This is a genomic window from Streptomyces sp. NPDC048590 (assembly GCF_043199535.1).
Classification (GTDB): Bacteria; Actinomycetota; Actinomycetes; order Streptomycetales; family Streptomycetaceae; genus Streptomyces.
Genome location: NZ_JBICWC010000004.1, coordinates 615,856 through 638,820, shown reverse-complemented (window position 1 = coordinate 638,820; position 22,965 = coordinate 615,856). Strand labels below are relative to the sequence as shown.

General features: G+C 72.0%; 23 protein-coding genes and 1 riboswitch. Of the genes, 13 read left to right on the top strand and 10 right to left on the bottom strand.

What is annotated here, in order from left to right; genetic code table 11:
• The first annotated feature begins 21 nt into the window (after positions 1 to 21).
• A complete protein-coding gene (locus ACGFNN_RS15230; protein ID WP_393555999.1) occupies positions 22 to 498 on the top strand; it encodes a GNAT family N-acetyltransferase in 477 nt (158 codons plus the stop codon).
• A 57-nt stretch (positions 499 to 555) separates the two neighbouring features.
• Positions 556 to 1,254: a pentapeptide repeat-containing protein gene (locus tag ACGFNN_RS15225; protein ID WP_393555997.1), complete on the top strand. Its 699-nt coding sequence runs from the start codon at positions 556 to 558 to the stop codon at positions 1,252 to 1,254.
• A gap of 16 nt (positions 1,255 to 1,270) precedes the next feature.
• On the opposite strand, the gene ACGFNN_RS15220 is transcribed toward ACGFNN_RS15225, so the two are convergent.
• The 3 genes from ACGFNN_RS15220 to ACGFNN_RS15210 all read right to left on the bottom strand — a co-directional run bounded on the left by ACGFNN_RS15220 (position 1,271) and on the right by ACGFNN_RS15210 (position 3,877).
• Positions 1,271 to 1,768 carry a hypothetical protein gene (locus ACGFNN_RS15220; protein WP_362541617.1) on the bottom strand — a complete coding sequence of 166 codons (498 nt, stop codon included), beginning with the start codon at positions 1,766 to 1,768 and terminating at the stop codon, positions 1,271 to 1,273.
• Between the two features lie 121 nt (positions 1,769 to 1,889).
• Complete coding sequence (locus ACGFNN_RS15215; protein ID WP_393555995.1) at positions 1,890 to 2,522, bottom strand: response regulator; 633 nt, start codon at positions 2,520 to 2,522, stop codon at positions 1,890 to 1,892.
• Positions 2,519 to 3,877 carry a sensor histidine kinase gene (locus ACGFNN_RS15210; protein WP_393555993.1) on the bottom strand — a complete coding sequence of 453 codons (1,359 nt, stop codon included), beginning with the start codon at positions 3,875 to 3,877 and terminating at the stop codon, positions 2,519 to 2,521. Before ACGFNN_RS15210 ends, ACGFNN_RS15215 begins: the two co-directional genes overlap by 4 nt.
• Positions 3,878 to 4,229: 352 nt before the next feature.
• Here ACGFNN_RS15210 and ACGFNN_RS15205 point away from each other — a divergent pair, with 352 nt between their 5' ends.
• Both ACGFNN_RS15205 and ACGFNN_RS15200 read left to right on the top strand, forming a co-directional pair.
• Entirely contained in the window at positions 4,230 to 4,787 is a 558-nt protein-coding gene (locus tag ACGFNN_RS15205; protein ID WP_393555991.1) for a heme-binding protein, read from the top strand.
• An 80-nt stretch (positions 4,788 to 4,867) separates the two neighbouring features.
• On the top strand, positions 4,868 to 6,316 hold the full coding sequence (locus tag ACGFNN_RS15200; RefSeq protein WP_393555989.1) for a M1 family metallopeptidase: 1,449 nt from the start codon (positions 4,868 to 4,870) through the stop codon (positions 6,314 to 6,316).
• Positions 6,317 to 6,407: 91 nt separating this feature from the next.
• Here the strand turns inward: ACGFNN_RS15200 and ACGFNN_RS15195 are convergent, their stop codons facing one another.
• Entirely contained in the window at positions 6,408 to 6,983 is a 576-nt protein-coding gene (locus ACGFNN_RS15195; protein ID WP_393555987.1) for a TerD family protein, read from the bottom strand.
• A 180-nt stretch (positions 6,984 to 7,163) separates the two neighbouring features.
• Between ACGFNN_RS15195 and arfB the strand changes: the two genes are divergently transcribed.
• Positions 7,164 to 7,598 carry an alternative ribosome rescue aminoacyl-tRNA hydrolase ArfB gene (arfB, locus tag ACGFNN_RS15190; protein WP_393555985.1) on the top strand — a complete coding sequence of 145 codons (435 nt, stop codon included), beginning with the start codon at positions 7,164 to 7,166 and terminating at the stop codon, positions 7,596 to 7,598.
• A 96-nt stretch (positions 7,599 to 7,694) separates the two neighbouring features.
• Here arfB and ACGFNN_RS15185 read toward each other — a convergent pair whose 3' ends face one another.
• Entirely contained in the window at positions 7,695 to 8,201 is a 507-nt protein-coding gene (locus tag ACGFNN_RS15185; protein WP_393555983.1) for a flavin reductase family protein, read from the bottom strand.
• A gap of 347 nt (positions 8,202 to 8,548) precedes the next feature.
• On the opposite strand from ACGFNN_RS15185, the gene cdgB reads away from it, so the two are divergent.
• Positions 8,549 to 10,201, top strand: a complete 1,653-nt coding sequence (cdgB, locus tag ACGFNN_RS15180) for a diguanylate cyclase CdgB (protein WP_365520549.1) — start codon at positions 8,549 to 8,551, stop codon at positions 10,199 to 10,201.
• 132 nt (positions 10,202 to 10,333) lie between these two features.
• Complete coding sequence (locus ACGFNN_RS15175; RefSeq protein WP_393555981.1) at positions 10,334 to 11,308, top strand: carbohydrate-binding protein; 975 nt, start codon at positions 10,334 to 10,336, stop codon at positions 11,306 to 11,308.
• Between the two features lie 91 nt (positions 11,309 to 11,399).
• On the opposite strand, the gene ACGFNN_RS15170 is transcribed toward ACGFNN_RS15175, so the two are convergent.
• From ACGFNN_RS15170 to ACGFNN_RS15160, 3 genes are all read right to left on the bottom strand, one after another.
• Entirely contained in the window at positions 11,400 to 12,332 is a 933-nt protein-coding gene (locus ACGFNN_RS15170) for a 1-phosphofructokinase family hexose kinase (RefSeq protein ID WP_393555979.1), read from the bottom strand.
• 160 nt (positions 12,333 to 12,492) lie between these two features.
• Complete coding sequence (gene nagA / locus ACGFNN_RS15165) at positions 12,493 to 13,647, bottom strand: N-acetylglucosamine-6-phosphate deacetylase (protein WP_393555977.1); 1,155 nt, start codon at positions 13,645 to 13,647, stop codon at positions 12,493 to 12,495.
• Positions 13,647 to 14,579, bottom strand: a complete 933-nt coding sequence (locus ACGFNN_RS15160) for an ROK family protein (protein ID WP_393555975.1) — start codon at positions 14,577 to 14,579, stop codon at positions 13,647 to 13,649. The genes nagA and ACGFNN_RS15160 overlap by 1 nt, the downstream gene beginning before the upstream one ends.
• A 187-nt stretch (positions 14,580 to 14,766) precedes the next feature.
• Between ACGFNN_RS15160 and ACGFNN_RS15155 the strand changes: the two genes are divergently transcribed.
• The 4 genes from ACGFNN_RS15155 (at position 14,767) to otsB (ending at position 18,395) form a co-directional block, all read left to right on the top strand.
• Complete coding sequence (locus tag ACGFNN_RS15155; RefSeq protein ID WP_393555973.1) at positions 14,767 to 16,044, top strand: ABC transporter substrate-binding protein; 1,278 nt, start codon at positions 14,767 to 14,769, stop codon at positions 16,042 to 16,044.
• Between the two features lie 43 nt (positions 16,045 to 16,087).
• The gene (locus tag ACGFNN_RS15150) at positions 16,088 to 16,348 is read left to right on the top strand and encodes a DUF3263 domain-containing protein (protein WP_393555971.1); all 261 of its coding nucleotides are present in this window, start codon (positions 16,088 to 16,090) and stop codon (positions 16,346 to 16,348) included.
• A gap of 63 nt (positions 16,349 to 16,411) precedes the next feature.
• On the top strand, positions 16,412 to 17,431 hold the full coding sequence (locus ACGFNN_RS15145; RefSeq protein WP_393555969.1) for a DUF389 domain-containing protein: 1,020 nt from the start codon (positions 16,412 to 16,414) through the stop codon (positions 17,429 to 17,431).
• Positions 17,432 to 17,546: 115 nt separating this feature from the next.
• Positions 17,547 to 18,395 carry a trehalose-phosphatase gene (gene otsB, locus ACGFNN_RS15140; RefSeq protein WP_393555967.1) on the top strand — a complete coding sequence of 283 codons (849 nt, stop codon included), beginning with the start codon at positions 17,547 to 17,549 and terminating at the stop codon, positions 18,393 to 18,395.
• A 28-nt stretch (positions 18,396 to 18,423) separates the two neighbouring features.
• Here the strand turns inward: otsB and ACGFNN_RS15135 are convergent, their stop codons facing one another.
• Positions 18,424 to 19,800, bottom strand: coding sequence for a trehalose-6-phosphate synthase (locus ACGFNN_RS15135; protein WP_393555965.1), 1,377 nt, complete (start codon positions 19,798 to 19,800; stop codon positions 18,424 to 18,426).
• Between the two features lie 70 nt (positions 19,801 to 19,870).
• On the bottom strand, positions 19,871 to 20,821 hold the full coding sequence (locus ACGFNN_RS15130; protein WP_393556252.1) for a glucosyl-3-phosphoglycerate synthase: 951 nt from the start codon (positions 20,819 to 20,821) through the stop codon (positions 19,871 to 19,873).
• Between the two features lie 153 nt (positions 20,822 to 20,974).
• Positions 20,975 to 21,102, top strand: a riboswitch (SAM riboswitch).
• An 18-nt stretch (positions 21,103 to 21,120) separates the two neighbouring features.
• Between ACGFNN_RS15130 and thrC the strand changes: the two genes are divergently transcribed.
• Together thrC and ACGFNN_RS15120 are read left to right on the top strand one after the other, a co-directional pair.
• Entirely contained in the window at positions 21,121 to 22,419 is a 1,299-nt protein-coding gene (gene thrC / locus ACGFNN_RS15125) for a threonine synthase (RefSeq protein WP_365095761.1), read from the top strand.
• A gap of 28 nt (positions 22,420 to 22,447) precedes the next feature.
• On the top strand, positions 22,448 to 22,723 hold the full coding sequence (locus tag ACGFNN_RS15120; protein ID WP_203181743.1) for a MoaD/ThiS family protein: 276 nt from the start codon (positions 22,448 to 22,450) through the stop codon (positions 22,721 to 22,723).
• Positions 22,724 to 22,965: the final 242 nt, after the last annotated feature.

Sequence of the window (22,965 nt, the reverse complement as noted above, 5' to 3'; positions counted from 1 at the left end):
GACAGCCTTTAGGCTGCCCCCATGATTCGTGTCGCCACGTCCGAGGACGTTCCCGCCATCCACGCCATGGTCCGTGAGCTCGCCGAGTACGAGAAGGCGCTCGACGAGGCGAACGCCACCGAGGAGCAGTTGCGCGAGGCTCTGTTCGGTGAGCGGCCGGCCGCGTACGCCCACGTCGCCGTCTCGGACGACGACGGTGAAGTGGTCGGTTTCGCCCTGTGGTTCCTCAACTTCTCGACGTGGCGCGGGGTGCACGGTGTGTACCTGGAGGACCTGTACGTACGCCCGGAGCGGCGCGGCGGCGGGTACGGCAAGGCGCTGCTGCGGGAGCTGGCGCGGATCTGCGTGGAGCGCGGGTACGGGCGCCTGGAGTGGTCGGTGCTGGACTGGAACGCCCCGTCCATCGCGTTCTACGAGTCGCTGGGCGCGCGCCCGCAGGACGAGTGGACGGTCTACCGGCTGACGGACGGGGCGCTCGCGGAGCTCGGGGCTGCCTGAGCGCGGAGCCCGGGGCGCTCGGCCCCCGTTGTCGGTGGTGTGCGTCACGATGGGGGCATGGCACGAACGAGCGGCAGGGGCGGCAGGGGTACGGCGGCGAAGGACGGGGTCGCACCGGCGCGGCGTCCCGAGGTCCGGCTTCCCCCTCTCGTGGAGTTCGACGGCGAGGGCCTGGAACCCGACGGTGACTATGACGGTGTGCGGTTCGAGGGCACGGACCTCGCCGACGCGTCGGGTCCGGGCGCGCGCTTCATGGACTGTGAGCTGCGCGGCTGCGCCCTGGACCGCGCGGAGCTGGTGCGGGCCAGGTTCATCGACTCGGTGCTGACGGGCGTGCGCGGTGTGGGCACCGATCTCGCGGGGGCTTCGCTGCGGGACGTCGAGGTCGTGGACGCCCGGCTGGGCGGGGTGCAGCTGCACGGGGCGGTGCTGGAGCGGGTGGTCGTGCGCGGCGGGAAGATCGACTACCTGAATCTGCGTACGGCGCGGCTGAAGGACGTCGTGTTCGAGGGGTGTGTGCTCTCGGAGCCCGATTTCGGTGAGGCGCAGCTGGTGCGGGTGGAGTTCCGGGACTGTGTGCTGAAGCGGGCGGACTTCTCGTCGGCCCGGATGGACTCCGTCGATCTGCGGACGGTCGCCGAGCTCGACATCGCGCGGGGCGTCGAGCGGCTGGCGGGTGCGGTGATCAGTCCGGTGCAGCTGATGGAGCTGGCTCCGGCGTTCGCGGCCCAGATCGGGGTGCGGGTCGAGGCGTGACCCGGTCCGGCGCCCGTCAGAGGCGTGGGAAGCGGGCCTGGAGGTCCCAGATGGCGGGGTTGTCGGCGAGGCCCTCGTGCATGTCGGCCAGGTCCGCGATCAGGTCGTGCAGGAAGTCGCGGGCCTCGCGGCGCAGCAGGGAGTGGCTGAAGGTCAGCGGCGGTTCGTCGCCGGGCATCCAGTCGGCCTCGATGTCGACCCAGCCGAACCTTCGCTCGAAGAACATGACGTCGGACGACTCGGTGAAGTCGAGCTCGGCCTGTTGCCTGCGGTGCGAGCGGTTGCCCCGGGGGTCCTGGTCGATCCGTTCGACGATGTCGCAGAGTGCCCAGGCGAAGTCGAGCACGGGGACCCATCCCCAGGCTGTGGACACTTCCCGGTCGGCCTTGGTGTCGGCCAGGTAGACGTCCCCGGAGAACAGGTCGTGCCGCAGGGCGCGGACGTCCGCGCGGCGGTAGTCGGTCTGCGGGGGGTCCGGGAAGCGCCGGGAGAGTGAGTAGCCGATGTCGAGCACGGTTCGATGGTGTCATGCCGTGGGGGCGCCCCGTGCCGCACGGAGCACCCGGGCGGGACGGGAGCGGCGCGGGAGTGGGCGGTGGCGTGCGACGTGAGCCGTCACCGGCCGCCGGGTCCGGTCAGGACAGCAGCCGCTGCTCCTTGGCGACGGCGACGGCTCCCGCGCGGGTGTCCACACCGAGCTTCTCGTAGATCCGCCCCAGGTGGGTCTTGACCGTCGCCTCGCTGATGAACAGGGCCCGCGCGATCTCCCGGTTGCCGAGCCCCCGCGACAGCTGGCCCAGGATGTCGAGTTCGCGTTCGGTGAGAGTGGGCCGCGGGCTGCGCATCCGGGCCATCACTCGGCTGGCGACGGGCGGGGAGAGCGTGGTGCGGCCCTGGGCGGCGGCGCGGATCGCGGCGAAGAGCTCCTCGGGGCGTTCCGCCTTCAGCAGGTAGCCGGTGGCGCCGGCCTCGATGGCGCGGGTGATGTCGGCGTCGGTGTCGTAGGTGGTGAGGACGAGTACGTGCACCGCCCCCGCCCCCGCGGCGGCGATGCGGCGGGTCGCCTCGACGCCGTCTATCCCGGGGCCCAGCTGGAGGTCCATCAGCACGACGTCGGGGCCGAGCCGGGAGGCGAGCGCGACGGCCTCCTCGCCGCTGCCCGCCTCGCCCACCACCTCGATGTCGGACTCCCCGCCGAGCAGCGCGAGCAGCCCGGCCCGTACGACGGCGTGGTCGTCGCAGAGCAGGATTCTTACGGGCGCGGTCATACGGGTTCCTCCGGTGCGGGCGGTGCGGGTGGCGTGGCGGTCGCGGCGGTGTGGGGCAGGGGAACGGAGGCGGACAGGACCGTGCCCTCGCCCGGCGCCGACTCGACGGTCAGGGTGCCGCCGAGCTGTCGGACCCTGGCCCGCATCGCCGGGAGGCCGTGACCGCGTACGTCCTCGGGCGGCCGGGCGGGCGGGTCTCCGGTGCCGAACCCCCGGCCGTCGTCGGCGATGTCGAGGACGACCCGGTCGTCGAGGTGGGTGAGGGTGAGCGCGGCGACGGTCGCGTCCGCGTGCTGGGTGACGTTCGCCAGGGCGCCCTGGGCGATCCTCAGGAGCGCGGACTGCACCCGGTCGGGGAGCGGGGCGGTGGCGGCCCCCTCCACATGGCAGCGGACGGAGAGCGTGCCGCGCGCCTGGGCTGTCTCCCTGGCGGCGAGCGCGCGCAGCGCGGCCTCCAGCCCGCCGCCCTCGGCGAGGTCGGCTGGTGCGAGGTCGTGCACGAAACGGCGTGCCTCGGCGAGGTTGCGTTCCGCGATGCCGGTGGCCGTCAGGACGTGACGGCGGGCGGTGGCCGGGTCGGCGTCCCACGAGCGGTCCGCCGCCTGGAGCAGCATCTGCTGGCTGGAGAGGCCCTGGGCGAGGGTGTCGTGGATCTCCATCGAGAGCCGCTGCCGCTCCGCGAGGGTGCCCTCACGGCGCTCGGTGGCGGCCAGCTCCCGCCGGGTGCGCAGCAGATCGTCGATGAGGTCGCGCTGGCGGGCGGCCTGACGCTGCATGTGCACGAAGACGGCCGTCGCGACGGCGGCGACGGCGGGCGGGGCCAGGACGAGGTTCGGGTCGAAGCCGGTGGCCAGCCGCAGTTGCGCGGCGACGACGAACACGGTGAGCAGGGCGACCAGCGCGAGGGCGGCGCGTGGCGGCAGGATCCGCAGCCCCGTGTAGAAGAGCGGGACGGCGCACCAGGCGAAGCTCGGTGCCAGGACGACGAGGACCATCCACACCACGACGAGGACGCCGAGCCAGGCCACCCGGCGGGGCGTGGGGCGGGAGCCGAGCACCGGGCCGAGGAGGTACAGGACGGCGAGCACGGCCGACAGGGCGATGATCCAGGGGGTGCGGGTCTCGCCGGGGTGGCGCATCAGGAAGCGTGCGAGGGAGGCACCGAGCAGCAGGAAGAACGCCGCGTGCATGAGCAGGGCCAGCCACCGGGCGTCCGGGTCCCCCGTCGTGACCGTCGCACCCCCGCCGCCCGTACCGCTCCTCCCGGGAGCCCCGCCCGCCCGGCTGCCCGGGTCCGGGGCCCGTCCGCCCGGGTCCGGGGCCCGTCCGCCCGGCGCGGGCTCCGTCCGGCCCATGCGCGCCCTCGGAGAAGCGGCATCCTCCGCGGCCCGGGGAGTTGTCCCCTCCGGGTCCGGCCCGCCGGTTCCGATCCGCCGCACCTCGTACCCCGCGTTCCCTCGTCCGTGACCGGTGCTGCCGTACCGCTCCGGCGGTGCTCCGCCGGACCGCGCTTCTGACCTGCGCGGACACCCATGGTGACCCCTCCGGGCCCCCTCCGCATCAGCCGATCGGCTGACGGCGGTGTCGCCCGACGCGGCCTCCGCCTCCAGCCGGTACGCCGACGCTACGCGCCCGGATCCGGCCGGAGGATCGATAGCGGAAGCCATCCGGTTCGAGGCCGAGCCGCAATCACCCGAGGAGCCCACCATGAAGAAGATGTCGCTGCGCACCCGTGTCCTGACGGGCGCCGTCGCCGCCGCTGCCCTGGGAGCCGGAACCTTCGGCACGATGTCCGCGAACGCGTCCTCCCCGGCCGCCGCGCCCGCCGCCGCCGTGAAGGCCGACGCCGCCGACCGGAACCTCCAGCAGTCCACCCACCTGACGGTCGCGGCCGCCACCAAGGCGGCCCAGGCCGCTCTGGACGCCGCGAAGAAGGAGAACCAGCGGGTCTCGGTGGCCGTCGTCGACCGCAACGGCAACACGGTCGTCACCCTGCGCGGCGACGGTGCGGGCCCGCAGTCCCCCGAGTCCGCGGTGAAGAAGGCGTACACCGCCGTCTCCTGGAACGCGCCCACCTCCGAGCTGGTCAAGCGCCTGGAGCAGGCCCCCAACCTGAAGGACATCCCCGGCACCCTGTTCCTGGCGGGCGGCGCCCCCGTGCAGGTCAAGGGCGCCCCGGTCGCGGGCATCGGTGTGGCGGGTGCCCCGAGCGGCGACCTCGACGAGAAGTTCGCCGCGGCGGGCGTCGCCGCCGTCTCCAAGTAGCGTCCGGGCCGTCGCGGACGCCACATCCGGGAGGGGCCGGGTTGGCGGGGCCGGCCCCGAGGCCTTCGTAGGATCGGTGGGTGGATCAGCCGACAGCGGCAGCGGCACACCGCTCCGTCCCCGCCGCCGCCCTGCTGGCGGCCCTGCTCACTCTTGCCACGGGCTGCGTACCGGAGCTCGGCGGGAGCTTCGGGTCGCCGGGCGGGGCGGGGGTACGGGACCCGTACTTCCCCCGGCTCGGCAACGGCGGGTACGACGTCACGCACTACGCCCTCGACCTCGATGTCGGTCCCTCGGCCGAGCGGCTGAGCGGCACGGCGGTGATCACCGCCCGGGCGACCCGGGACCTCAGCGCCTTCAACCTGGACCTTGCCGGTCTCGACGTCCGTTCGGTGACCGTCGAGGGGCGCCCCGCCGCCGTGAACCGGGCGGGTACGGAGCTGACGCTGCGCCCGGCACGCGCGGTCGCCGCCCACCTCCGGGAAGGCCGCACCTTCCGTACGGTCGTGCGCTACTCCGGTTCGCCCCTGACCGTGAAGGACGCCGACGGCTCCGAGGAGGGCTGGCTGCGGACGGGCGACGGGGCGGTGGCCCTCGGGGAGCCCACCGGTTCCATGGTCTGGTTCCCGGGCAACCACCACCCGCGCGACAAGGCGGCGTACGACGTCCGGATCACCGTGCCCGAGGGCCGCACCGCGGTCTCCAACGGCGAGCAGGTCTCCCGGCGTACGGCGGCGGGGCGGACCACCTTCCACTGGCGCACCCGCGAACCCATGGCGAGCTACCTCGCGACCGTAGCCGTCGGCCGCTACACGGTGCGGCGCACGACGACCGGGGGCGGGCTGCCGGTGGTCACCGCCGTCGAGCCCTCCGCCGCGAGGGCGAGCGCCGGGGTGCTGGCCCGCATCCCGGAGGTCGTCGCCTGGGGGGAGAAGCGGTTCGGCCCGTACCCCTTCTCCTCGGCCGGCGCGATCGTGGGCCGGCCGGGCGACGCGGGTTACGCCCTGGAGACCCAGAACCGGCCGTTCTTCCCCGGCCCGCCGGACACCGCCCTGCTGGTGCACGAACTGGCCCACCAGTGGTTCGGCGACTCGGTCACCCCCGCGAGCTGGCGGGACATGTGGCTCAACGAGGGCTTCGCGACGTACGCGGAGTGGCTCTGGAGCGAGGACCACGGCGGCGCCTCCGCGCAGGAGCACTTCCGCGAGGCGTACGCCGACGAGGCCAACTGGGCCTTTCCCGCATCCGATCCGCCGGGTCCCGCGGATCTGTCACGGCCCCCGGTGTACGGCCGGGGCGCGATGGTCGTCCACCGGATCCGTCAGGTGCTGGACGACGACGCGGCCTTCTTCGGCATCGTCAGGGGATGGCTGTCGGAGCACCGGCACGGCAACGCCTCGACCGCGGAGTTCACCGCCTACGTCGAGGAGAAGTCCGGCCTCGACCTGACGGAGTTGTGGGACACCTGGCTCGCCGGCGACGACCGCCCGGACATGGGACCGGACGGGAGAGGGGCCGCTCCCCGGTGACCGGGAGGAGCGGTGTCCGCCCGTCCGGCGCGGACGCGCGGGAGCCCCCGTCCGATTCTCGTCGGACGGGGGCTCCCGGGAAAGCCGTACGTCAGAGGTTGACGCCGAAGTCCTGGGCGATGCCGCGCAGGCCGGAGGCGTAACCCTGGCCCACCGCGCGGAACTTCCACTCGGCGCCGTTGCGGTAGAGCTCGCCGAAGACCATGGCGGTCTCCGTGGCGGCGTCCTCGCTCAGGTCGTAGCGGGCGATCTCGGTGCCGCCGGCCTGGTTGACGATGCGGATGAAGGCGTTGCGCACCTGGCCGAAGTTCTGGTTGCGGGTCTCGGCGTCGTAGATGGAGACCGGGAAGACGATCTTGTCGATCTCGGCCGGGAGGCCCGCGAGGTTGACGTTGATCTGCTCGTCGTCGCCCTCGCCCTGGCCGGTGACGTTGTCGCCGGTGTGGACGATCGTCTGGTCGGGCGTCGCCTTGTTGTTGAAGAAGACGAAGTGGCCGTCGGAGTGCACCTTGCCGGCGGCGTTGACAGCGATGGCCGAGGCGTCGAGGTCGAAGTCGGTGCCGGTGGTGGTGCGGACGTCCCAGCCGAGGCCGACCGTGACGGCGGTCAGGCCCGGGGCCTCCTTGGTGAGCGAGACGTTGCCGCCCTTGGACAGGCTTACAGCCATGGGAAGTCCCTTTCCTCGTCGTGTGCTCGTGCGCGGGCTCTCGTGCCCTCACGAAAGCTACCGTCACCCGTCCTAACGCAGACAAGAGACCACAAGGTTCCTGCTCGCTTTACTTTCTTTGCCGAACTTCTGGCCTAACGCCGCAAAACAAGGTGACGAACCCGGCCCGAGCCGGGGAACATGGGTGTCATGTCCGGGCCCTATGTCATCCGCGGTTCGGTCTCCCTGCCGGAGGCCGAGCTCATGTGGCGTTTCTCGAGGTCCTCCGGGCCCGGAGGGCAGCACGTCAACACCAGTGACTCCCAGGTGGAGCTGCGCTTCGACCTCGCGGCGACCGACGCCCTGCCCGAGGTGTGGAAGGCCCGTGCGCTGGAGCGCCTGGCGGGCCGGCTGGTCGGCGGTGTGGTCTCGGTGCGCGCCTCGGAGCACCGCTCCCAGTGGCGCAACCGTGAGACGGCGGCGGTGCGGCTCGCCGCGCTCCTGGCGGAGGCCACGGCGCCGCCGCCCAAGCCCCGCATCAAGAAGAAGGTTCCGCGCGGCATCAACGAGCGGCGCCTGCGCGAGAAGAAGCAGCGCGGTGACACCAAGCGCGGGCGCTCCGGCCGCGACTGGTAGGCGCCGCCCGCCGGAACTGCCTCCGCGCCCGCCGGAACTGCCTCCGCCTCGCCGGAACCTCCGCGGCCGACCGGGCCGCCGAAGCTCCCGGGTCGCTCAGCCCAGCTGCCGGTAGCGGCCCTTGAAGTACGTCAGTGGCTCGCCGTCCCCGCTCGGCAGGGACGCCGTCAGCACCCTGCCGATCACCAGCGTGTGGTCCCCGGCCGGGACCCGCTGCTCGGTACGGCACTCCAGGGTGGCCAGCGCGCCCTCCAGCAGGGGCGCTCCGGTGATCCCGCCCCGTATGCAGGGCAGTTCCTCGAAGAGCAGCCGGTCGCTGATCCGCCCCTTCATGGCGAACCGCCCGGCGATGTGCCGCTGGTCCTGCGCCAGCACCGACACCGCCCACAGGGGCTGTTCGGCCAGCAGGTCGTCCATCCGCGAGTCGTTGCGCAGGCTCACCAGGACGAGGGGCGGGTCCAGCGAGACCGACATGAAGGCGGTCGCCGTCATCCCGGCGTCCTCTCCGCGGCCGTCCTCGCCGAGCGGCGGCTCCTGCGCCGTGACCAGGACCACTCCCGCTGCCAGGCGGGACAGGGCGGCACGGAATTCGTCGTTGCTCACCCCTTCAGCATGCGGGACGGTTTCGGGGCTCGGGGAGGGATGAGTCTTCTGCAGCACATCGGGCACGCTAGTCCCGGTGGGCGCGCCCTCGCATCGGCCCAGGGGACCAGGCTGGTCCTAGGACCCCGGAACCAGGTCTGCCGCTTTGCGTTCGGCAAGGTCGTCGCGGTGTCGGAGGAATCCGGACCAAACCCTGCCGTTTGTTGTGACTTGACTCACAGAGGCCATATTTTGCTGACCCTGAGTACCGGGTGCGCAGCGCATTGTGATTCAGTTGCCCGGACACTGCGACAAGTACGTCGATATGAAACCTGGAGTTGCTGTCGAGGTCCCGGGGAGTGCGAGCGATGGAGGCCGAGTCGGAGCCGTACGTCCGTCTTGCGACCATGCGGCAGTTGCACCAGGCGGTCGCCGATCTCAACACGGCGCGGAGCCTGGCGGACACGCTCCAGTCCGTCGCGGACGGCATCGTCACCGGCCTCGGCTACGAGCTGGGGTGCGTGAACCTCGTCCGCCCAGACGGTGACCTGGTCGTTGCCGCCTTCGCCGGGAACAGCGCGGCGGAATCCCTGATCACCGGACGCGTCGGCTCCCGAGCGTCGTGGGAACGCAGGCTGTCGATGGGTGAGGCCTGGGACGAGCTCCGCTTCATACCCCACAGCGAGGGATGGGTGCTCCTCGACGACGACGTACCGCAGTGGCACACCGACGGGCCGGAGCCCCGCTTCGAGGACGAATGGCACCCCCTGGACCGCCTCTACGCGCCCATGTACGCCTCCGGAGGAGGTCTGGACCTCCTGGGCGTCATCTCCGTCGACAGGCCGCGCAACGGCCGCCGCCCGGGCGCCTGGGGGCGGGAGGCGCTCCAGATGTACGCCTCCCAGGCGGCCATTGCGATCAGCAACGCCCGTCTGCGAGCAAACATGCAGCGCGCCCTGGTCCGGCTGGAACGCGAGCAGCAGGCGCTGCGGGCCAGTGAGGAATCCTTCCGCCAGGCCTTCGAGTACGCCCCCAGCGGCATGGCCATCGCCGAGATGGGCGGCGATCAGCGCGGCAGGCTCCTGCGCACCAACGACGCCCTGTGCCGGCTCCTGGGCCGCCCGGCCTCGGTCCTGCGCCGCTACTCGTTCGCGGACCTGGTCCATCCCGAGGACATCGGGACGCTGCTCCGCACCTCGGCCGAGGGCGGGCGGGCGGAGCTGCGGCTGGGGCGCCGGGACGGCACCTACCTCTGGGTGTCGCTGCGCAACTCCGTCGTTGCCGACACCACCGACGGCCCGCGTTTCCTGCTCACCCACGTCGAGGACATCGAGGAGCGCAAGCGCAACGAGCTGAACCTCGCGCACCGCGCCTCGCACGACGCCCTCACCGGTCTTCCGAACAGTGCCGAGCTGCGTTCCCGGCTCGCCGCGCGGCTGTGTGAGAGGCCTCACTCCACGATGACCTCGTCGGTGGTCGAGGCCCTGGACGCGGCGTACGGCGATCTGGAGAGCGCCGCGCTCGGCTACGGCACCGGGTACGAGGCCGAGGTGGCGCCGGGCGTCGGCCCTTACGACCACCACGTGCACATCGTCGCTCCCGATCCCGACCGCGACGACGGCACCAAGGGGCTGGCGGTGCTCTTCTGCGACCTCGACGGCTTCAAGTCCATCAACGACCGCTTCGGGCATCACGCGGGTGACGCGGTTCTCATCGAGGTCGCCAGGCGGCTGACGACCTGCGTACGGGACGGTGACACGGTCGCGCGGCTCGGGGGTGACGAATTCGTCGTCCTCGCGGACGGCCTCGGAGGGGCAGATGCCGCGGATCTGGCCGTACGCTTGCGTAACGCCATCATTCCGCCCATCCGGGTGGACGGCCGGGCAGTCAGGGTCGGGGCGAGTTTCGGTATCGGCTGGGCCGAGTGCGGGATGACCGAGGAAGAGGTCCTGCACTCCGCCGACCAGCGGATGTACGTGGAGAAGCGGTCCCGATCGAAGGTTCACCGCAGAGCCGGCTGACGTTCACGCCCTGGCTTTCCCTGTGCATCACCCGGTTTCCCGGGGGGCCGAGGGCAATTCGACGCGTGCTCCGTTCGGGGTAGGCTCGGCCGGTCGGCGACGGCTGGCGACATGGTGAGGAGTGACCCAGGGATGACGGCCGGGAACAACGGCGCGAGCAAGCCCGAGGACGACGATCCGTTCGGCTATCTGTACGCGGACGGGCAGGCGGCGGGCGCACAGCCGCCCGGGCAGGGAGGCTACGGCTACCCCGGTCCGGCCGCGCAGCCCGGCGTGCCCAGAACGTCGTACAACCAGGTGCGGACGGTCGGCGAGCGCCAGTACGGGCAGGTCCCGCAGCAGCAGGCCTACGGCCAGCAGCCGCCGCAGTACGGCCAGCCGAACGCACAGTACGCGGCGCCGGAGACCTACCCCGGTGGTGCGGTGACCGCGCAGCACGGTTCGGTCGGGGGCGGCGGGCGGAACGCCGGCGGTCCCGGACGTGGCGGCCCCAACACCAAGGCGATGCTGATCGCGGCGGTCGCCGTGGTCGCCGTCGTCCTCATCGGCATCGGCGCCGCGCTGATGACGGGTGACGACAGCGAGGGCAAGAAGGACGAGGCCGGTTCGTCGGCGGGTCCGGCCGACGAGGTCCAGGAGTCTCCGAAGCCGGAGAAGTCCGACAAGCCGTCGAAGGAGCCCGTCGAGCTGCCGGAGCAGGACGCGGCGACACTCACGCTGGGCGGCACCGCCAAGCTGGACAACACGGTCAAGGGCGCCAAGAGCGCCAACGGCCAGTACATCAGCCTCAACGAGGTCGGCAGGTCCGCGACCTGGACGGTCGACGTGCCCGCGAGCGGTCCGTACACGCTGTTCGTGACCTACGGCGTGCCGGGCAAGGACGCCAAGACGTCCCTCACGGTCAACGACGAGGCGCCGCGGTCGATCAACATGAAGAACTTCGCGCAGGCGGCGGAGGGCGACCTGGAGAAGGGCTGGACGCGTACGTTCGCCTGGGTCCAGCTGGAGAAGGGGTCGAACTCGCTGATGCTCTCGTGCAACGAGGGCGATTCCTGCGACGCCAACCTCGACCAGCTGTCGCTGAAGTCGGGTCACGTCAAGAAGTGAGTCAGCCCGGAGTCTCCTCCGCCGTCGTCCCGGTCATCGCGCGCAGCGGGCCGGGACGCGGTGGTTTCCGGGCCGTCGCGGGGGCGCCGGTTCAGGCCGCGGGTGCCTGCCGCTCGGTCCGGACGCGGCCGAGCAGGTCCTCGTAGGCGGCGCGGTCGAACTCCCCGGCCGCGGGGGCGAGTACGGTCGCGGTGGACAGGGCCACCGCGCGGGCCAGCCGGTCCTGCCAGCCGAGCCCCTCGGCGAGGGCGGACAGCAGTCCGGCGACGGCGGAGTCACCCGCGCCCGTCGGGTTGCCGGCCACGGCGCGGGGCGGGCGGGCGCGCCAGATGCCGTCCGGGGTGACGGCGAGGAGCCCTTCCGGGCCGAGCGAGGCGACGACGCTGTGCGCGCCGCGGCGGCGGGCGTCGCGGGTGGCGCGCAGCGGTTCGCGGGCGCCGGTCAGCTGGGCGAGTTCATCGGCGTTCGGCTTGATCAGGTCGGGGCGGGCGGCGATCCCGCGGCGCAGGGGTTCACCGGCGGTGTCCAGCAGTACGGGGACCCCGGCGGAGCGGGCGAGCCGTATGAGCTCCGCGTACGCGCCGACGTGGATGCCCGGCGGCAGGCTGCCGCAGAGGGCGACGGCGTCGGCCTCCGGGAGCAGCTTCCCGAACGTCCCGAGGAAGGCCGCCCACTCGTCGCTCCCGATGTGCGGTCCCGGCTCGTTGAGCTGGGTGGTGTCGCCGGTGGAGCGGTCGACCACGGCGACGGTGCGCCGGGTGTTCCCCGCGACACCGACGAGCGCGTCGGTGGGGGCGTGGGGGAGAGCGCCGAGGAGTTCGCGCAGGACGTCACCGGTGCGGCCGCCGGCGAAGCCGGTGACCACGGTGTCGTGGCCGAGCGCGGCGAGGACCCGGGCCACGTTGACGCCCTTGCCGCCGGGGCGTTCGGTCACCTCGCGGACGCGGTGGCTGCCGTGCGGGACGAGGACGGGCACCGAGTACGTCAGGTCGAGCGCCGTGTTCAGTGTGACGGTCAGTATCACCTGTACCGGCCCCCGGTTCCTTCGTCGTACGTCCCACGCGCCGTCTCCTCGCGGCGCCGTCCCTGGTGATCATGCCAAAGAGGCGGCGGCCGTCCCAGATGTCCGGGACAACCGCCGTCTCTTCGTTATGTGTTCGACCGGGCGTCACCCCGGTGTGCCGTCAGACGCCGGCGGGCTTCACGATCCACTCGCCGCGGCGCATGACGCCGCGGAGGGTGAAGTCCGCGTCCAGGACCACCAGATCGGCGTCCTTGCCCGGCTCCAGCGAGCCCACCCGGTCGTACATCCCGATGAGGCGGGCCGGGTTGGCGGAGATGGACTGCACGACGTCCTCGACGGGGAGCTTGTCGATGGTCACGGCCCTGCGGAACGCGGTGTCCAGGGTGAGGGTGGAGCCGGCGATGGAGCCGCCCTCGACCAGGCGCGCGACACCGTCCTTCACCTCGACGGCGAGCGGCCCGAGCTGATACTGCCCGTCGCCCGATCCCGCCGCGTCCATGGCGTCGGTGATGAGTGCGACCCGGTCGGCGCCCGCGCGGTGGTAGGCGAGTTCCAGGGCGGCGGGGTGCAGATGCGTGCCGTCGTTGATGAGCTCGACGGTGACCCGCTCGTCCTCCAGGAGCGCCGTGATCGGGCCCGGTGCGCGGTGCCCGATGGGGGGCATCGCGTTGAAGAGGTGCGTGGCGACGGTGGCGCCCGCGTCGATCGCCTCGACGGTCTGCTCGTACGTCGCGTCGGTGTGGCCGACGGCGGCGATCACCCCGTGCTCGGCGAGCAGCCGTACGGAGTCGATGCCGCCCGGGAGCTCGGTGGCGAGCGTGACCATCTTCGCGGTGCCGCGCGCGGCGTCGAGCAGCTTGCGGACCTCGGCCGGGTCGGGGTGCCGCAGCAGTGCCTCGCTGTGGGCGCCCTTGCGGCAGGGGGAGATGAAGGGGCCCTCGAAGTGGACCCCGGCGATCTCGCCCTGTTCGGCCAGCTCGGAGAGCATGCCGGCCTGGCGGGCCAGGAAGTCCGTCTCACCGGTGACGGTGGAGGCGACGACGGTGGTTGTGCCGTGTTCCCGGTGCGTCCTGACGCCGGTCAGGACGTCCTCTGCGGTGCCGGTGGCGAAGGAGGCGCCGCCGCCGCCGTGGTTGTGGATGTCCACGAATCCGGGGACCACCCAGTGGCCGGAGAGGTCGACGGTCCGGGCGCCGTCCGGCGTGCTGCCGGCGATCCGGGTGCCCTCGACGATCACCCGGCCGTTCTCGACGGTCCCGGTGGGGAGTACCACCCGGGCCCCTGCGAGAACCGTGCTGTCTGCGCGTCCGGCCATCAGGCGGAAACCTCCGTGGAGAGTAGATCCCAGGCGAGCAGCCCTGCGCCCAGGCATCCGGCGGTGTCCCCGAGGGCCGCCGGGACGATGTGAGGCAGCTTCTGGAACGTGACGCGTTCCTCGACAGCCGCACGCAGTGGTGTGAACAAGGTTTCCCCTGCCTCGGCGAGACCGCCACCGATGATGAGTGTGCGGGGGTCCAGCAGAGTGAGGGCGGTGACCAGGCCGGCGGCGAGGGCGTCGACGGCGTTCCGCCAGACGTCCAGTGCGGCCGGATCGCCCGAGGCGACGGCCTTCGCGCAGTCGGCGGCGTCGGCGTCGGGATCGCCCGACGCGGAGGCCCACGCCCGGGAGACCGCGCCGGCCGAGGCGAGGGTCTCCAGACAGCCGCGCTGTCCGCAGCCGCACTCCGGTCCGTCCGGCCGGACGACGACGTGGCCGATCTCGCCCGCGTAGCCGTGCGCGCCCGCCTCGATGGCGCCGCCGATGCCGATGGCTCCGGCGATCCCGGTGCCCAGGGGTACGAAGAGGAAGCGGTCCGCTCCCCGGCCGGCTCCGATCCTGCCCTCGGCGAGGCCGCCGGTCCTGACGTCGTGTCCCAGCGCGACGGGTATGCCGCCGAGCCGTTCGCCGATCAGGGCGCGCAGCGGGACGTCACGCCAGCCCAGGTTGGCGGCGTAGACGGCGATCCCGCGCTCCGCGTCGACGATGCCCGGTACGGCCACCCCGGCGGCCACCGCGCCCTCGCCGAAGTGCTGCTCGCCGTAGGCGTACAGATCCGCGGCGAACCCGAGGATCGTCTCCACGACGGCCTCGGCCCCGCGGTCCCTGCCGGTCGCCCGGCGGGCCTCGTGGAGCAGGGTGCCGTCGCTCCCGACCAGAGCGGCCTTCATTCCTGTGCCGCCCACATCGAGGGCGATGACGTGTCTCACGGGAGACAGTTTCGCCCGACGACCCCTAAAAGGTCTAGTCCACTAGCGCAGTTTGTTGAGCACCCATACAAAACGCTCCTGCTACATTGCCCGATCGATACGTGAGTGGTGTAGACCTCAGTGCGTACGTGAGGCAGGATCGCGGGTCATCGCCGGAGTGGTGACCTCCGCGTCGACCGATCTAGGGATGGACAGGGCTGTGCAGCGGCGCTTTGTGGGTCTGACCGCGGCGGTTGCCGCACTTGGTATGGCGGCAACGTTGTCGGGCTGCGGCTCGGAGGCCGGCGGAGGCGACGTCACCCTGCGGATGGTCGCGGCCGACTACGGCACCAGTGAGGCGAACAGCTCCCAGAAGTACTGGGACGGCGTCGCCGAGAAGTTCGAGCAGCAGAACCCCGGGATCGACGTCGAGGTCAGCGTCTACTCCTGGAAGGACGTCGACCGCAAGGTCGCCGAGATGGTGAAGGCCGACGAAGCCCCGGACATCGCGCAGATCGGCGCCTACGCCGACTACGCCGAGGCGGGCAAGCTCTACACGGTCGACGAGATGCTCGCCATCCGCACCGGATCCAACTTCCTGCCCTCCCTCACCGACGCCGGGAAGGTCGACGGCGACATCTACGGCCTGCCGTTCGTGGCGAGCACCCGGCTGCTCTTCTACAACAAGGGCCTCTTCGCCAAGGCGGGCCTCGGCGCCCCGCAGACCTGGGACGACATCGAGTCCGACGCCGCCGCGCTCGAGCAGCGCGGCGTGACCTACCCGTTCGCCCTCCCGCTCGGGCAGGAGGAGTCCCAGGCCGAGACGCTGATGTGGCTGCTCAGCGGCGGAGGCGGCTACACCGACGACGTCGGCAACTACGACATCGACTCCCCGGCCAACATAGAGACCTTCACCTGGCTGAAGAACCACCTCGTCGGCAAGGGCCTCACCGGTCCCGTCGCCCCGGGGAAGCTCGACCGGGCGCAGGCCTTCGAGGCGTTCACCAAGGGCGACGTGGGCATGCTCAACGGTCACCCGACCCTGATGCAGGAGGCCGAGAAGAACGGCGTCGACGTCGGCATGGTTCCGCTGCCCGGCGTCGACGGCCCCACCAAGGGCTCCATGGGCGTGGCCGACTGGATGATGGGCTTCAAGCAGAACGGCCACGCGGCGGAGATAGGCAAGTTCCTCGACTTCGCCTACACGGACGAGAACGTGCTGGCCTTCGCCGACCAGTACGACCTGCTGCCCGTGACCAGCACCGCCTCCGAGGAGATGGCCGCCGACAAGAAGCACAAGGCGCTGCACGAGTTCCTCACGGCGCTCCCGAACTCGACGCTGCCGCCCTTCGGCAAGACCTCGTGGGCGAAGGTCAGCGAGGCGATCAAGGGCGAGATCGGGTCCGCGGTCGAGCCCGGCGGCAACCCGGAGAACGTCCTCGTGCAGCTCGCCACCCAGGCCCGTCAGGCGGAGAGCGCCACCTGAGCGCGGTCCCGCACCGGGAACGCCCTCTCGGTAGGTTGGTCGTATGACCGCCAGTGACTCCGGCCCCCCCGGTTCCGACGCCCCGCTCTCCGCCCAGGAGCGCGGGGTGCTCGCGTTGGAGCGGCGCTCCTGGCCCGGACCCGGCGCCAAGGAGCGGGCGATCCGTGAGGAGCTCGGCCTCTCCCCGGTCCGCTACTACCAGCTGCTGAACGCCCTCCTGGACGACCGCCGCGCCCTGGAGGAGGACCCGGTCACGGTCAACCGGCTCCGCCGGGTGCGCGAGGCGAGGCGCGGCCGGCGCTGAGCCCGAGCCCACGCACCCGTGTCCGGAACGCCGGAATTGCCCCCGCCGTGATAGGTGAGGTGCATGCTGAGCAGAGTTCGCGCCCGAGTCCTCCCCGCCGCCCAGCGCCGCTCCCTGGACGAGCTCGCACAGGACCTGGACCTGTCCTCGGGGGACAGGGGGGCCAAGCGCTCGGCCTTCTGGACGATGCTGGTGCTGTCGTCGGTCATCGCCGCGGGTGGGGTGCTGACGGACTCGACGGCCACCGTGATCGGGGCCATGATCATCGCCCCGTTGTCCACACCGATCATGGGCATCGCCCTGGGCTCGGTGCAGCGGCGGCGCAACGGCGCGGTCCTGGTCGTGTTCCTCGCCTGCCTGCTGGTCATCGCCGTCGGCGTGGTGATGTCGCTCGTCCTCCCCGGTGACTACGACCTGCTGTCCAACAGTCAGATCTCGGGGCGTACGTCACCCGGCTTGATGGACCTGATCGCCGCGCTGGCGACGGGCTTCGCCGGTGCGGTGGCACTGGCCAGGCGCGACGTCGCCGCCGTACTGCCGGGAGTGGCGATCGCGATCTCCCTCGTGCCGCCCCTGGTGGTCGTGGGTGTCTGCCTCGGCAGCGGGGCCGGATGGCTGGCGCTCGGGGCCCTGGTGCTGTTCGTCTCCAACCTCTTCGCGCTGGTCTTCGGGGGCATGGTCGTCTTCGCCACCCTCGCCTACGGCTCCCGGGCCGAGGGCGCCGCCGAGGCGGCCGACGCGGCGGGCCGGCCGACACGCAGGGCCTACGCCGCCATGGGTGTGCTCTTCGCGGTGGTGTTCGTGCCGCTCGCGGCCAACACCGCGGCGACCCTGCTGATCAACGTATGGACCGAGCGGGTCCACAACGCGGCGGACCAGTGGCTGGCCGACGAACCCGGCGCCTCCGTCACGGGCGTGGAGACGGTGTCCAGGACCTTCCACGTCCGCGTACGGGTGCCCGGCGACCTGCCGCCCGTGGACGGACTCCTCCGGCGGATCGACGGCCAGGTCCCCGACGGCGTGCCCGTCGTCGTCGACGCGACGCGCGGCCGCCGCATCGAGGTGGGCCGCGTCGGACAGTGACCGGTGGGCCGTGCGCGGCCGGTGAACCACGGGGCGCGCCGCACCGGCCACCCCGTACCGGCCACTCACTCCGCGGGCCGCGCGGCGGTACGGCCCGCCCGCTACGCTCACCCACATGGGCAACCCGGCACACCCTCTCCCGACCCCGTCCACCCAGGCCGGCCGCGAAGGCCTCGCCGCGCTCCTCGCCCGCCCCGCCGGTGCGGTGATCGCACTGGACTTCGACGGCACGCTCGCCGACATCGTCCCTGACCCGGAGCGCTCCCGCTCCCACCCCGACGTGGTCCCGGCACTGACCGCCCTGGCCCCGCTCGTCTCCGCCGTCGCGGTGATCACCGGCCGCCCGGCGGACACCGCCGTCCGCTACGGCGGCTTCGCCGGGGCACCGGGCCTCGACCACCTCGTCGTCCTCGGTCACTACGGCGCCGAACGCTGGGACGCCTCCACCGGTGCGGTGAACGCCCCCGCCCCGGACCCCGGGGTGGAGGCCGTACGCGCGGAGCTCCCCGCCGTGCTGGAGGCGGCCGGCGCCGGCAACGGCACGTGGATCGAGGAGAAGGGCCGCGCCGTCGCCGTGCACACCCGCCGCGCGGACGACCCGCAGGCCGCCTTCGAGGCTCTGCGCACCCCGCTGGCCGGCCTCGCCGCCCGCCACGGACTGATCGTCGAACCGGGCCGCCTCGTCCTGGAAATCCGCCCCGCCGGCATGGACAAGGGCGTGGCCCTGGAGGCGTACGTCAAGGAGGTCGGCGCCCGGTCGGTGCTGTACGCGGGTGACGACCTGGGCGACCTCGCCGCGTACGCCGCGGTGGAGAAGCTCCGCACCGAGGGCGTCCCCGGCCTGCTGGTCTGCAGCGGCACCGAGGTACCCGAGCTGTCCACCCGCGCCGATCTGACGCTGCCCGGACCGGCGGCGGTGGCCGGCCTGCTCGGCTCGCTGGCCCGGCAGCTCGCGGACGGCTGACAGGGCCCCGTCGAGGGCGGCCCCGCCGTCAGTCCCGGAGCGCGTCCAGCTGGTCCAGGAACCACTGCTGCGGCGGGAGAGCGGTCGCCGCTGCGGCCAGGCGCTTGGTGCGGGAGTCCCGGTCGCCGGCCTCCATGGTCAGGGCCTCGTGCAGCGCCGTGGCGGTGGCCGACACGTCGTACGGGTTGACCACGATCGCGTCCTCGCCCAGCTCCTCGTAGGCCCCGGCCTCGCGGGAGAGCACCAGCGCGCAGCCCCGGTCCGAGACGACCGGGACCTCCTTCGCGACCAGGTTCATGCCGTCGCGGATCGGGTTGACCAGCGCCACGTCCGCCAGCCGGTAGGCGGCCAGGGAGCGGGCGAAGTCGTCGTCGACGTGGAGGATGACGGGGGTCCAGCCCGGTGTGCCGTACTCCGCGTTGATCGCGTCGGCGACCCGCTGTACCTCGGCGGTGTAGTCCCGGTAGACCGCCAGGTCCTGCCGCGACGGGTAGGCGAACGCGATGTGCACGACGCGTTCGCGCCATTCGGGCCGCTCCTCCAGGAGCGCACGGTAGGCGTGCAGACCGCGGACGATGTTCTTCGACAGCTCGGTGCGGTCCACCCGGACGATTGTGCGCCGGTCCGCGCCCACCTGCTCCCGCAGCACGTCCATGCGCTCGTCGACGTCCGCCTCGTGGGAGCGGCGGCGCAGGAAGTCGGCATCGGCACCCAGCCCGTGCACCCCGATCCGGGTGTGGCCGGTTCCGCCGAGGATGCTGGTGCAGCAGCCGATGAAGGCGTCCGCCCAGCGGCGGGTGAGGAACGCGGCGCGGTCGGCGCCCAGGATGCCCTTGAGGAGCTGCTCGCCGATGTCGTCGGGCAGCAGCCGGAAGTAGTCGACGGGAGCCCAGGGCGTGTGCGAGAAGTGACCGATCCGCAGGTCGGGGCGGAGCTCGCGCAGCATCCCGGGGACCAGCGAGAGGTGGTAGTCCTGCACCAGCACCGCGGCGCCCTCGCCCGCCTCCTCGGCGAGCGCCTCGGCGAAGGCCCGGTTGTACGCCTCGTAGGAGGCCCACTGGCGGCGGAACTCCGCGTCGAAGACGGGCTCCACGGGCGTCTGGTAGATCATGTGGTGCACGAACCACAGCACCGAGTTGGCGATGCCGTTGTACGCGTCGGCGTGGACCCCGGCGTCGATGTCGAGCATCCGTACGCCGGGCTCGGACACCCCGCGCCTGACCGCCTCGCGGTCGCCGTCACCGAGCGCGGCGCACACCCACAGCTTGTCGTCGACGGCGCTGAGCCCGGAGACGAGCCCGCCGCCGCCCCGTTTCGACGTGAGCGTGCCGTCCTCCCGCCGTGTGTACGACACCGGGCCGCGGTTGGACGCGACGAGTACCTGCGCAGCGTGCTCGGAGACCATGTACCCGAACCTAGCCCGTTCGGGAAGCCGCCAAACGTCAAGTGAGCGTGGAGCCCGGCGGGAAGAACCGTTACGCCGCCACTCGCGCCGCGTACTCCACGATCTCCCGCATCGGCGGCCGTTCCTCGGTGTCCACCGCGTGGGTGCGGGGGACGAAACCGCCCGGTCCGCGCTCGAACTGGGTGATCTCGGGGCGTACCAGCGGCCCCCGATTCAGGCGCAGCTGCGCCGTGCGGTAGATCGTCGCCGCCATCCGGCCGAGGGCCTGGCCGTCCTGGTGGCGGTGCTTGCGCACGCCCACGTCGACCTGGGCCAGCGCGTCCAGACCGACGGTGTGCAGCGCGTCGACGAGGAGCGCCAGCTCCACCCCGTAACCGACCGGGAAGGGGAGCTGCTCCAGCAGGGAGCGCCGGACCGCGTACTCGCCGCCGAGCGGCTGGACGAAACCGGCCAGCGCGGGCCAGTGCAGGTTGAGCAGCGGGCGGGCCACCAGCTCGGTGACCCGGCCGCCCTGGCCGGCGGTGTCGCCGAGGGGCCGGTCGTACATCGCCTTGACGAAGTGCACCGACGGATCGGTGAGCAGCGGTCCGACGGTCCCGGAGACGAAGTCCGCCGAGAAGTCCTTGAGGTCCGCGTCGACGAAGCAGACGATGTCCCCGCTGGTCACCAGGAGTGACCGCCAGAGCACCTCGCCCTTGCCGGGCACCGCGGGCATCCGGGGGAGGATGGCGTCCCGGTGGACGACCCGGGCACCGGCCCGGCGCGCGACCTCCGCGGTGGCGTCGGTGGATCCGGAGTCGATCACCACCAGCTCGTCCACGAGCGGGACCTTCTCGACCAGCTCCCGCCGGATCTCCGCGACGATCTCCCCGACCGTCGCCTCCTCGTTCAGCGCGGGCAGCACGACACTCACGCGTGAGCGGTGCGGATCCTTCGTCCGCGCCGCCACGAGATGGTCCAGCGGGCGGTCGGAGGCCGACCACGAACGCCTGGACAGCCAGGACTCGACCTCTTCCAGCACGGGCGATACTCCCTGTATGTGATCCATCTCGCGGTTCGGACGACTATCTCGACCGCTGTGTGCGTCGGTTACAGTCTTGAACAACGCGGACGACTCCCGCATCTCGGGGTCGGTCCACGGACAAACGCCCGGATCCATGATCCGGTGCCACAGCGCTCATCCAGAGGGACTGAGGGAACGGCCCGTTGAAGTCCCGGCAACCCTCCTGCCGACCGCGAGGTCACGGTGGGGAAGGTGCCAATTCCGTCTTGCGGCGAAATACGTCGCGAGGAAGATGAGGAGAAAGGGCCTCCGCCATCATGGCCGTGCAGACAGTTGCAGCAAACACCGACTCTTCCGCCGTGGACCTCGGTCCCGCAGCGGCGCTCTCCTGCCGCGAATGCGGCGAGCGATTCGCACTCGGCCCCATTTTCGCCTGTGCGTCCTGTTTCGGGCCGCTCGAAGTCGCCTACGACCTGCCGAGCGGCTCGCCCGAGGAGCTGAAGAAGCGCATCGCCGAGGGTCCGGACAACATCTGGCGCTACGCGCCGCTGCTGCCCGTCCCCTCCGACGTCGCGGACAAGCCCAACATCAACCCCGGCTTCACCAAGCTGGTCAAGGCCGACAACCTCGCCCGCGAGCTGGGCGTAACCGGCGGTCTGTACGTCAAGGACGACTCCGGCAACCCGACGCACTCCTTCAAGGACCGTGTCGTCGCCATCGCCGTCGAGGCCGCCCGCGCCTTCGGTTTCACCACGCTCTCCTGCTCCTCCACCGGCAACCTCGCCGGTGCCGTGGGCGCTGCCGCCGCCCGCGCCGGCTTCCGCTCCTGCGTGTTCATCCCGCACGACCTGGAGCAGGGCAAGGTCGTCATGGCCGCGGTGTACGGCGGCGAACTGGTCGGCATCGAGGGCAATTACGACGACGTCAACCGCTTCTGCTCGGAGCTCATCGGCGACCCGCTCGGTGAGGGCTGGGGCTTCGTCAACGTCAACCTGCGCCCCTACTACGGCGAGGGCTCCAAGACCCTGGCGTACGAGATCTGCGAGCAGCTCGGCTGGCGGCTGCCCGACCAGATCGTCATCCCGATCGCGTCCGGCTCGCAGCTCACGAAGATCGACAAGGGCCTCCAGGAGCTGATCAAGCTCGGCCTCGTCGAGGACAAGCCGTACAAGATCTTCGGCGCCCAGGCCGAGGGCTGCTCCCCGGTCTCGACCGCCTTCAAGGCCGGCCACGACGTCGTGCGCCCCCAGAAGCCGAACACCATCGCCAAGTCCCTGGCGATCGGCAACCCGGCCGACGGCCCGTACGTCCTGGACATCGCCCGGCGCACCGGCGGTGCCGTCGAGGACGTGAACGACGAGCAGGTCGTCGACGCGATCAAGCTGCTGGCCCGCACCGAGGGCATCTTCGCGGAGACCGCGGGCGGGGTGACGGTCGGAGTGACGAAGAAGCTCATCGAGGACGGTCTGCTCGACCCGTCCCTGACCACCGTCGTCCTGAACACCGGCGACGGTCTGAAGACGCTCGACGCGGTCGCCCCGACGACCGGCCTGTCGGCGACGATCCGGCCCAGCCTGGACGCGTTCCGCGACGCGGGCCTCGCCGCCGCCAACTGACCACCCGAGACCGAAGGAAGGCACCCACATGAGCGTCAAGGTCCGTATCCCCACCATCCTCCGCACCTACACGGGCGGCCAGGCCGAGGTCCCGGCGGAGGGCGCCACCCTCTCCGAGGTCATCGCGTCCCTGGAGGCGAACCACCCGGGCATCGGCGCCCGCGTCCTGGACGACCAGGGCAAGCTGCGCCGCTTCGTCAACGTGTACGTCAACGACGACGACGTGCGCTTCGAGGGCGGCCTGGACGCGGCCACCCCGGACGGTGCCGGAGTCTCGATCATCCCCGCCGTCGCCGGCGGCTGACGCCCGGCGGTACGGACCGGCGCGGCCGGCCGTCCGACCGCGCAGCGTGACCACGATGCCCTCCTCCGCGAGAGAAGCGGAGGGGGGCATTCTGCATGGTTGAGCGCGGTACAGTTGGGGAAGTCCCCGCCGCTGCCCGTGCCGCCCGCATATGAGAATGCGCCCGGCCACGACAAGAAGCAGCCAAAGTACGTGAACTCCTTGAGGCATTAGCGGCCTTTGTCAGGCCCGACTTGCCCTGG

Bases quoted from the DNA above. Each gene is read 5' to 3' on its own strand.
- ACGFNN_RS15230 (WP_393555999.1), top strand. From the start codon at position 22: ATGATTCGTGTCGCCACGTCCGAGGACGTTCCCGCCATCCACGCCATG.
- ACGFNN_RS15225 (WP_393555997.1), top strand. From the start codon at position 556: ATGGCACGAACGAGCGGCAGGGGCGGCAGGGGTACGGCGGCGAAGGAC.
- ACGFNN_RS15215 (WP_393555995.1), bottom strand. From the start codon at position 2,522: ATGACCGCGCCCGTAAGAATCCTGCTCTGCGACGACCACGCCGTCGTA.
- ACGFNN_RS15210 (WP_393555993.1), bottom strand. From the start codon at position 3,877: ATGGGCCGGACGGAGCCCGCGCCGGGCGGACGGGCCCCGGACCCGGGC.
- ACGFNN_RS15205 (WP_393555991.1), top strand. From the start codon at position 4,230: ATGAAGAAGATGTCGCTGCGCACCCGTGTCCTGACGGGCGCCGTCGCC.
- ACGFNN_RS15195 (WP_393555987.1), bottom strand. From the start codon at position 6,983: ATGGCTGTAAGCCTGTCCAAGGGCGGCAACGTCTCGCTCACCAAGGAG.
- arfB (WP_393555985.1), top strand. From the start codon at position 7,164: ATGGGTGTCATGTCCGGGCCCTATGTCATCCGCGGTTCGGTCTCCCTG.
- cdgB (WP_365520549.1), top strand. From the start codon at position 8,549: ATGGAGGCCGAGTCGGAGCCGTACGTCCGTCTTGCGACCATGCGGCAG.
- ACGFNN_RS15175 (WP_393555981.1), top strand. From the start codon at position 10,334: ATGACGGCCGGGAACAACGGCGCGAGCAAGCCCGAGGACGACGATCCG.
- nagA (WP_393555977.1), bottom strand. From the start codon at position 13,647: ATGGCCGGACGCGCAGACAGCACGGTTCTCGCAGGGGCCCGGGTGGTA.
- ACGFNN_RS15155 (WP_393555973.1), top strand. From the start codon at position 14,767: ATGGACAGGGCTGTGCAGCGGCGCTTTGTGGGTCTGACCGCGGCGGTT.
- ACGFNN_RS15150 (WP_393555971.1), top strand. From the start codon at position 16,088: ATGACCGCCAGTGACTCCGGCCCCCCCGGTTCCGACGCCCCGCTCTCC.
- ACGFNN_RS15145 (WP_393555969.1), top strand. From the start codon at position 16,412: ATGCTGAGCAGAGTTCGCGCCCGAGTCCTCCCCGCCGCCCAGCGCCGC.
- otsB (WP_393555967.1), top strand. From the start codon at position 17,547: ATGGGCAACCCGGCACACCCTCTCCCGACCCCGTCCACCCAGGCCGGC.
- ACGFNN_RS15135 (WP_393555965.1), bottom strand. From the start codon at position 19,800: ATGGTCTCCGAGCACGCTGCGCAGGTACTCGTCGCGTCCAACCGCGGC.
- thrC (WP_365095761.1), top strand. From the start codon at position 21,121: ATGGCCGTGCAGACAGTTGCAGCAAACACCGACTCTTCCGCCGTGGAC.
- ACGFNN_RS15120 (WP_203181743.1), top strand. From the start codon at position 22,448: ATGAGCGTCAAGGTCCGTATCCCCACCATCCTCCGCACCTACACGGGC.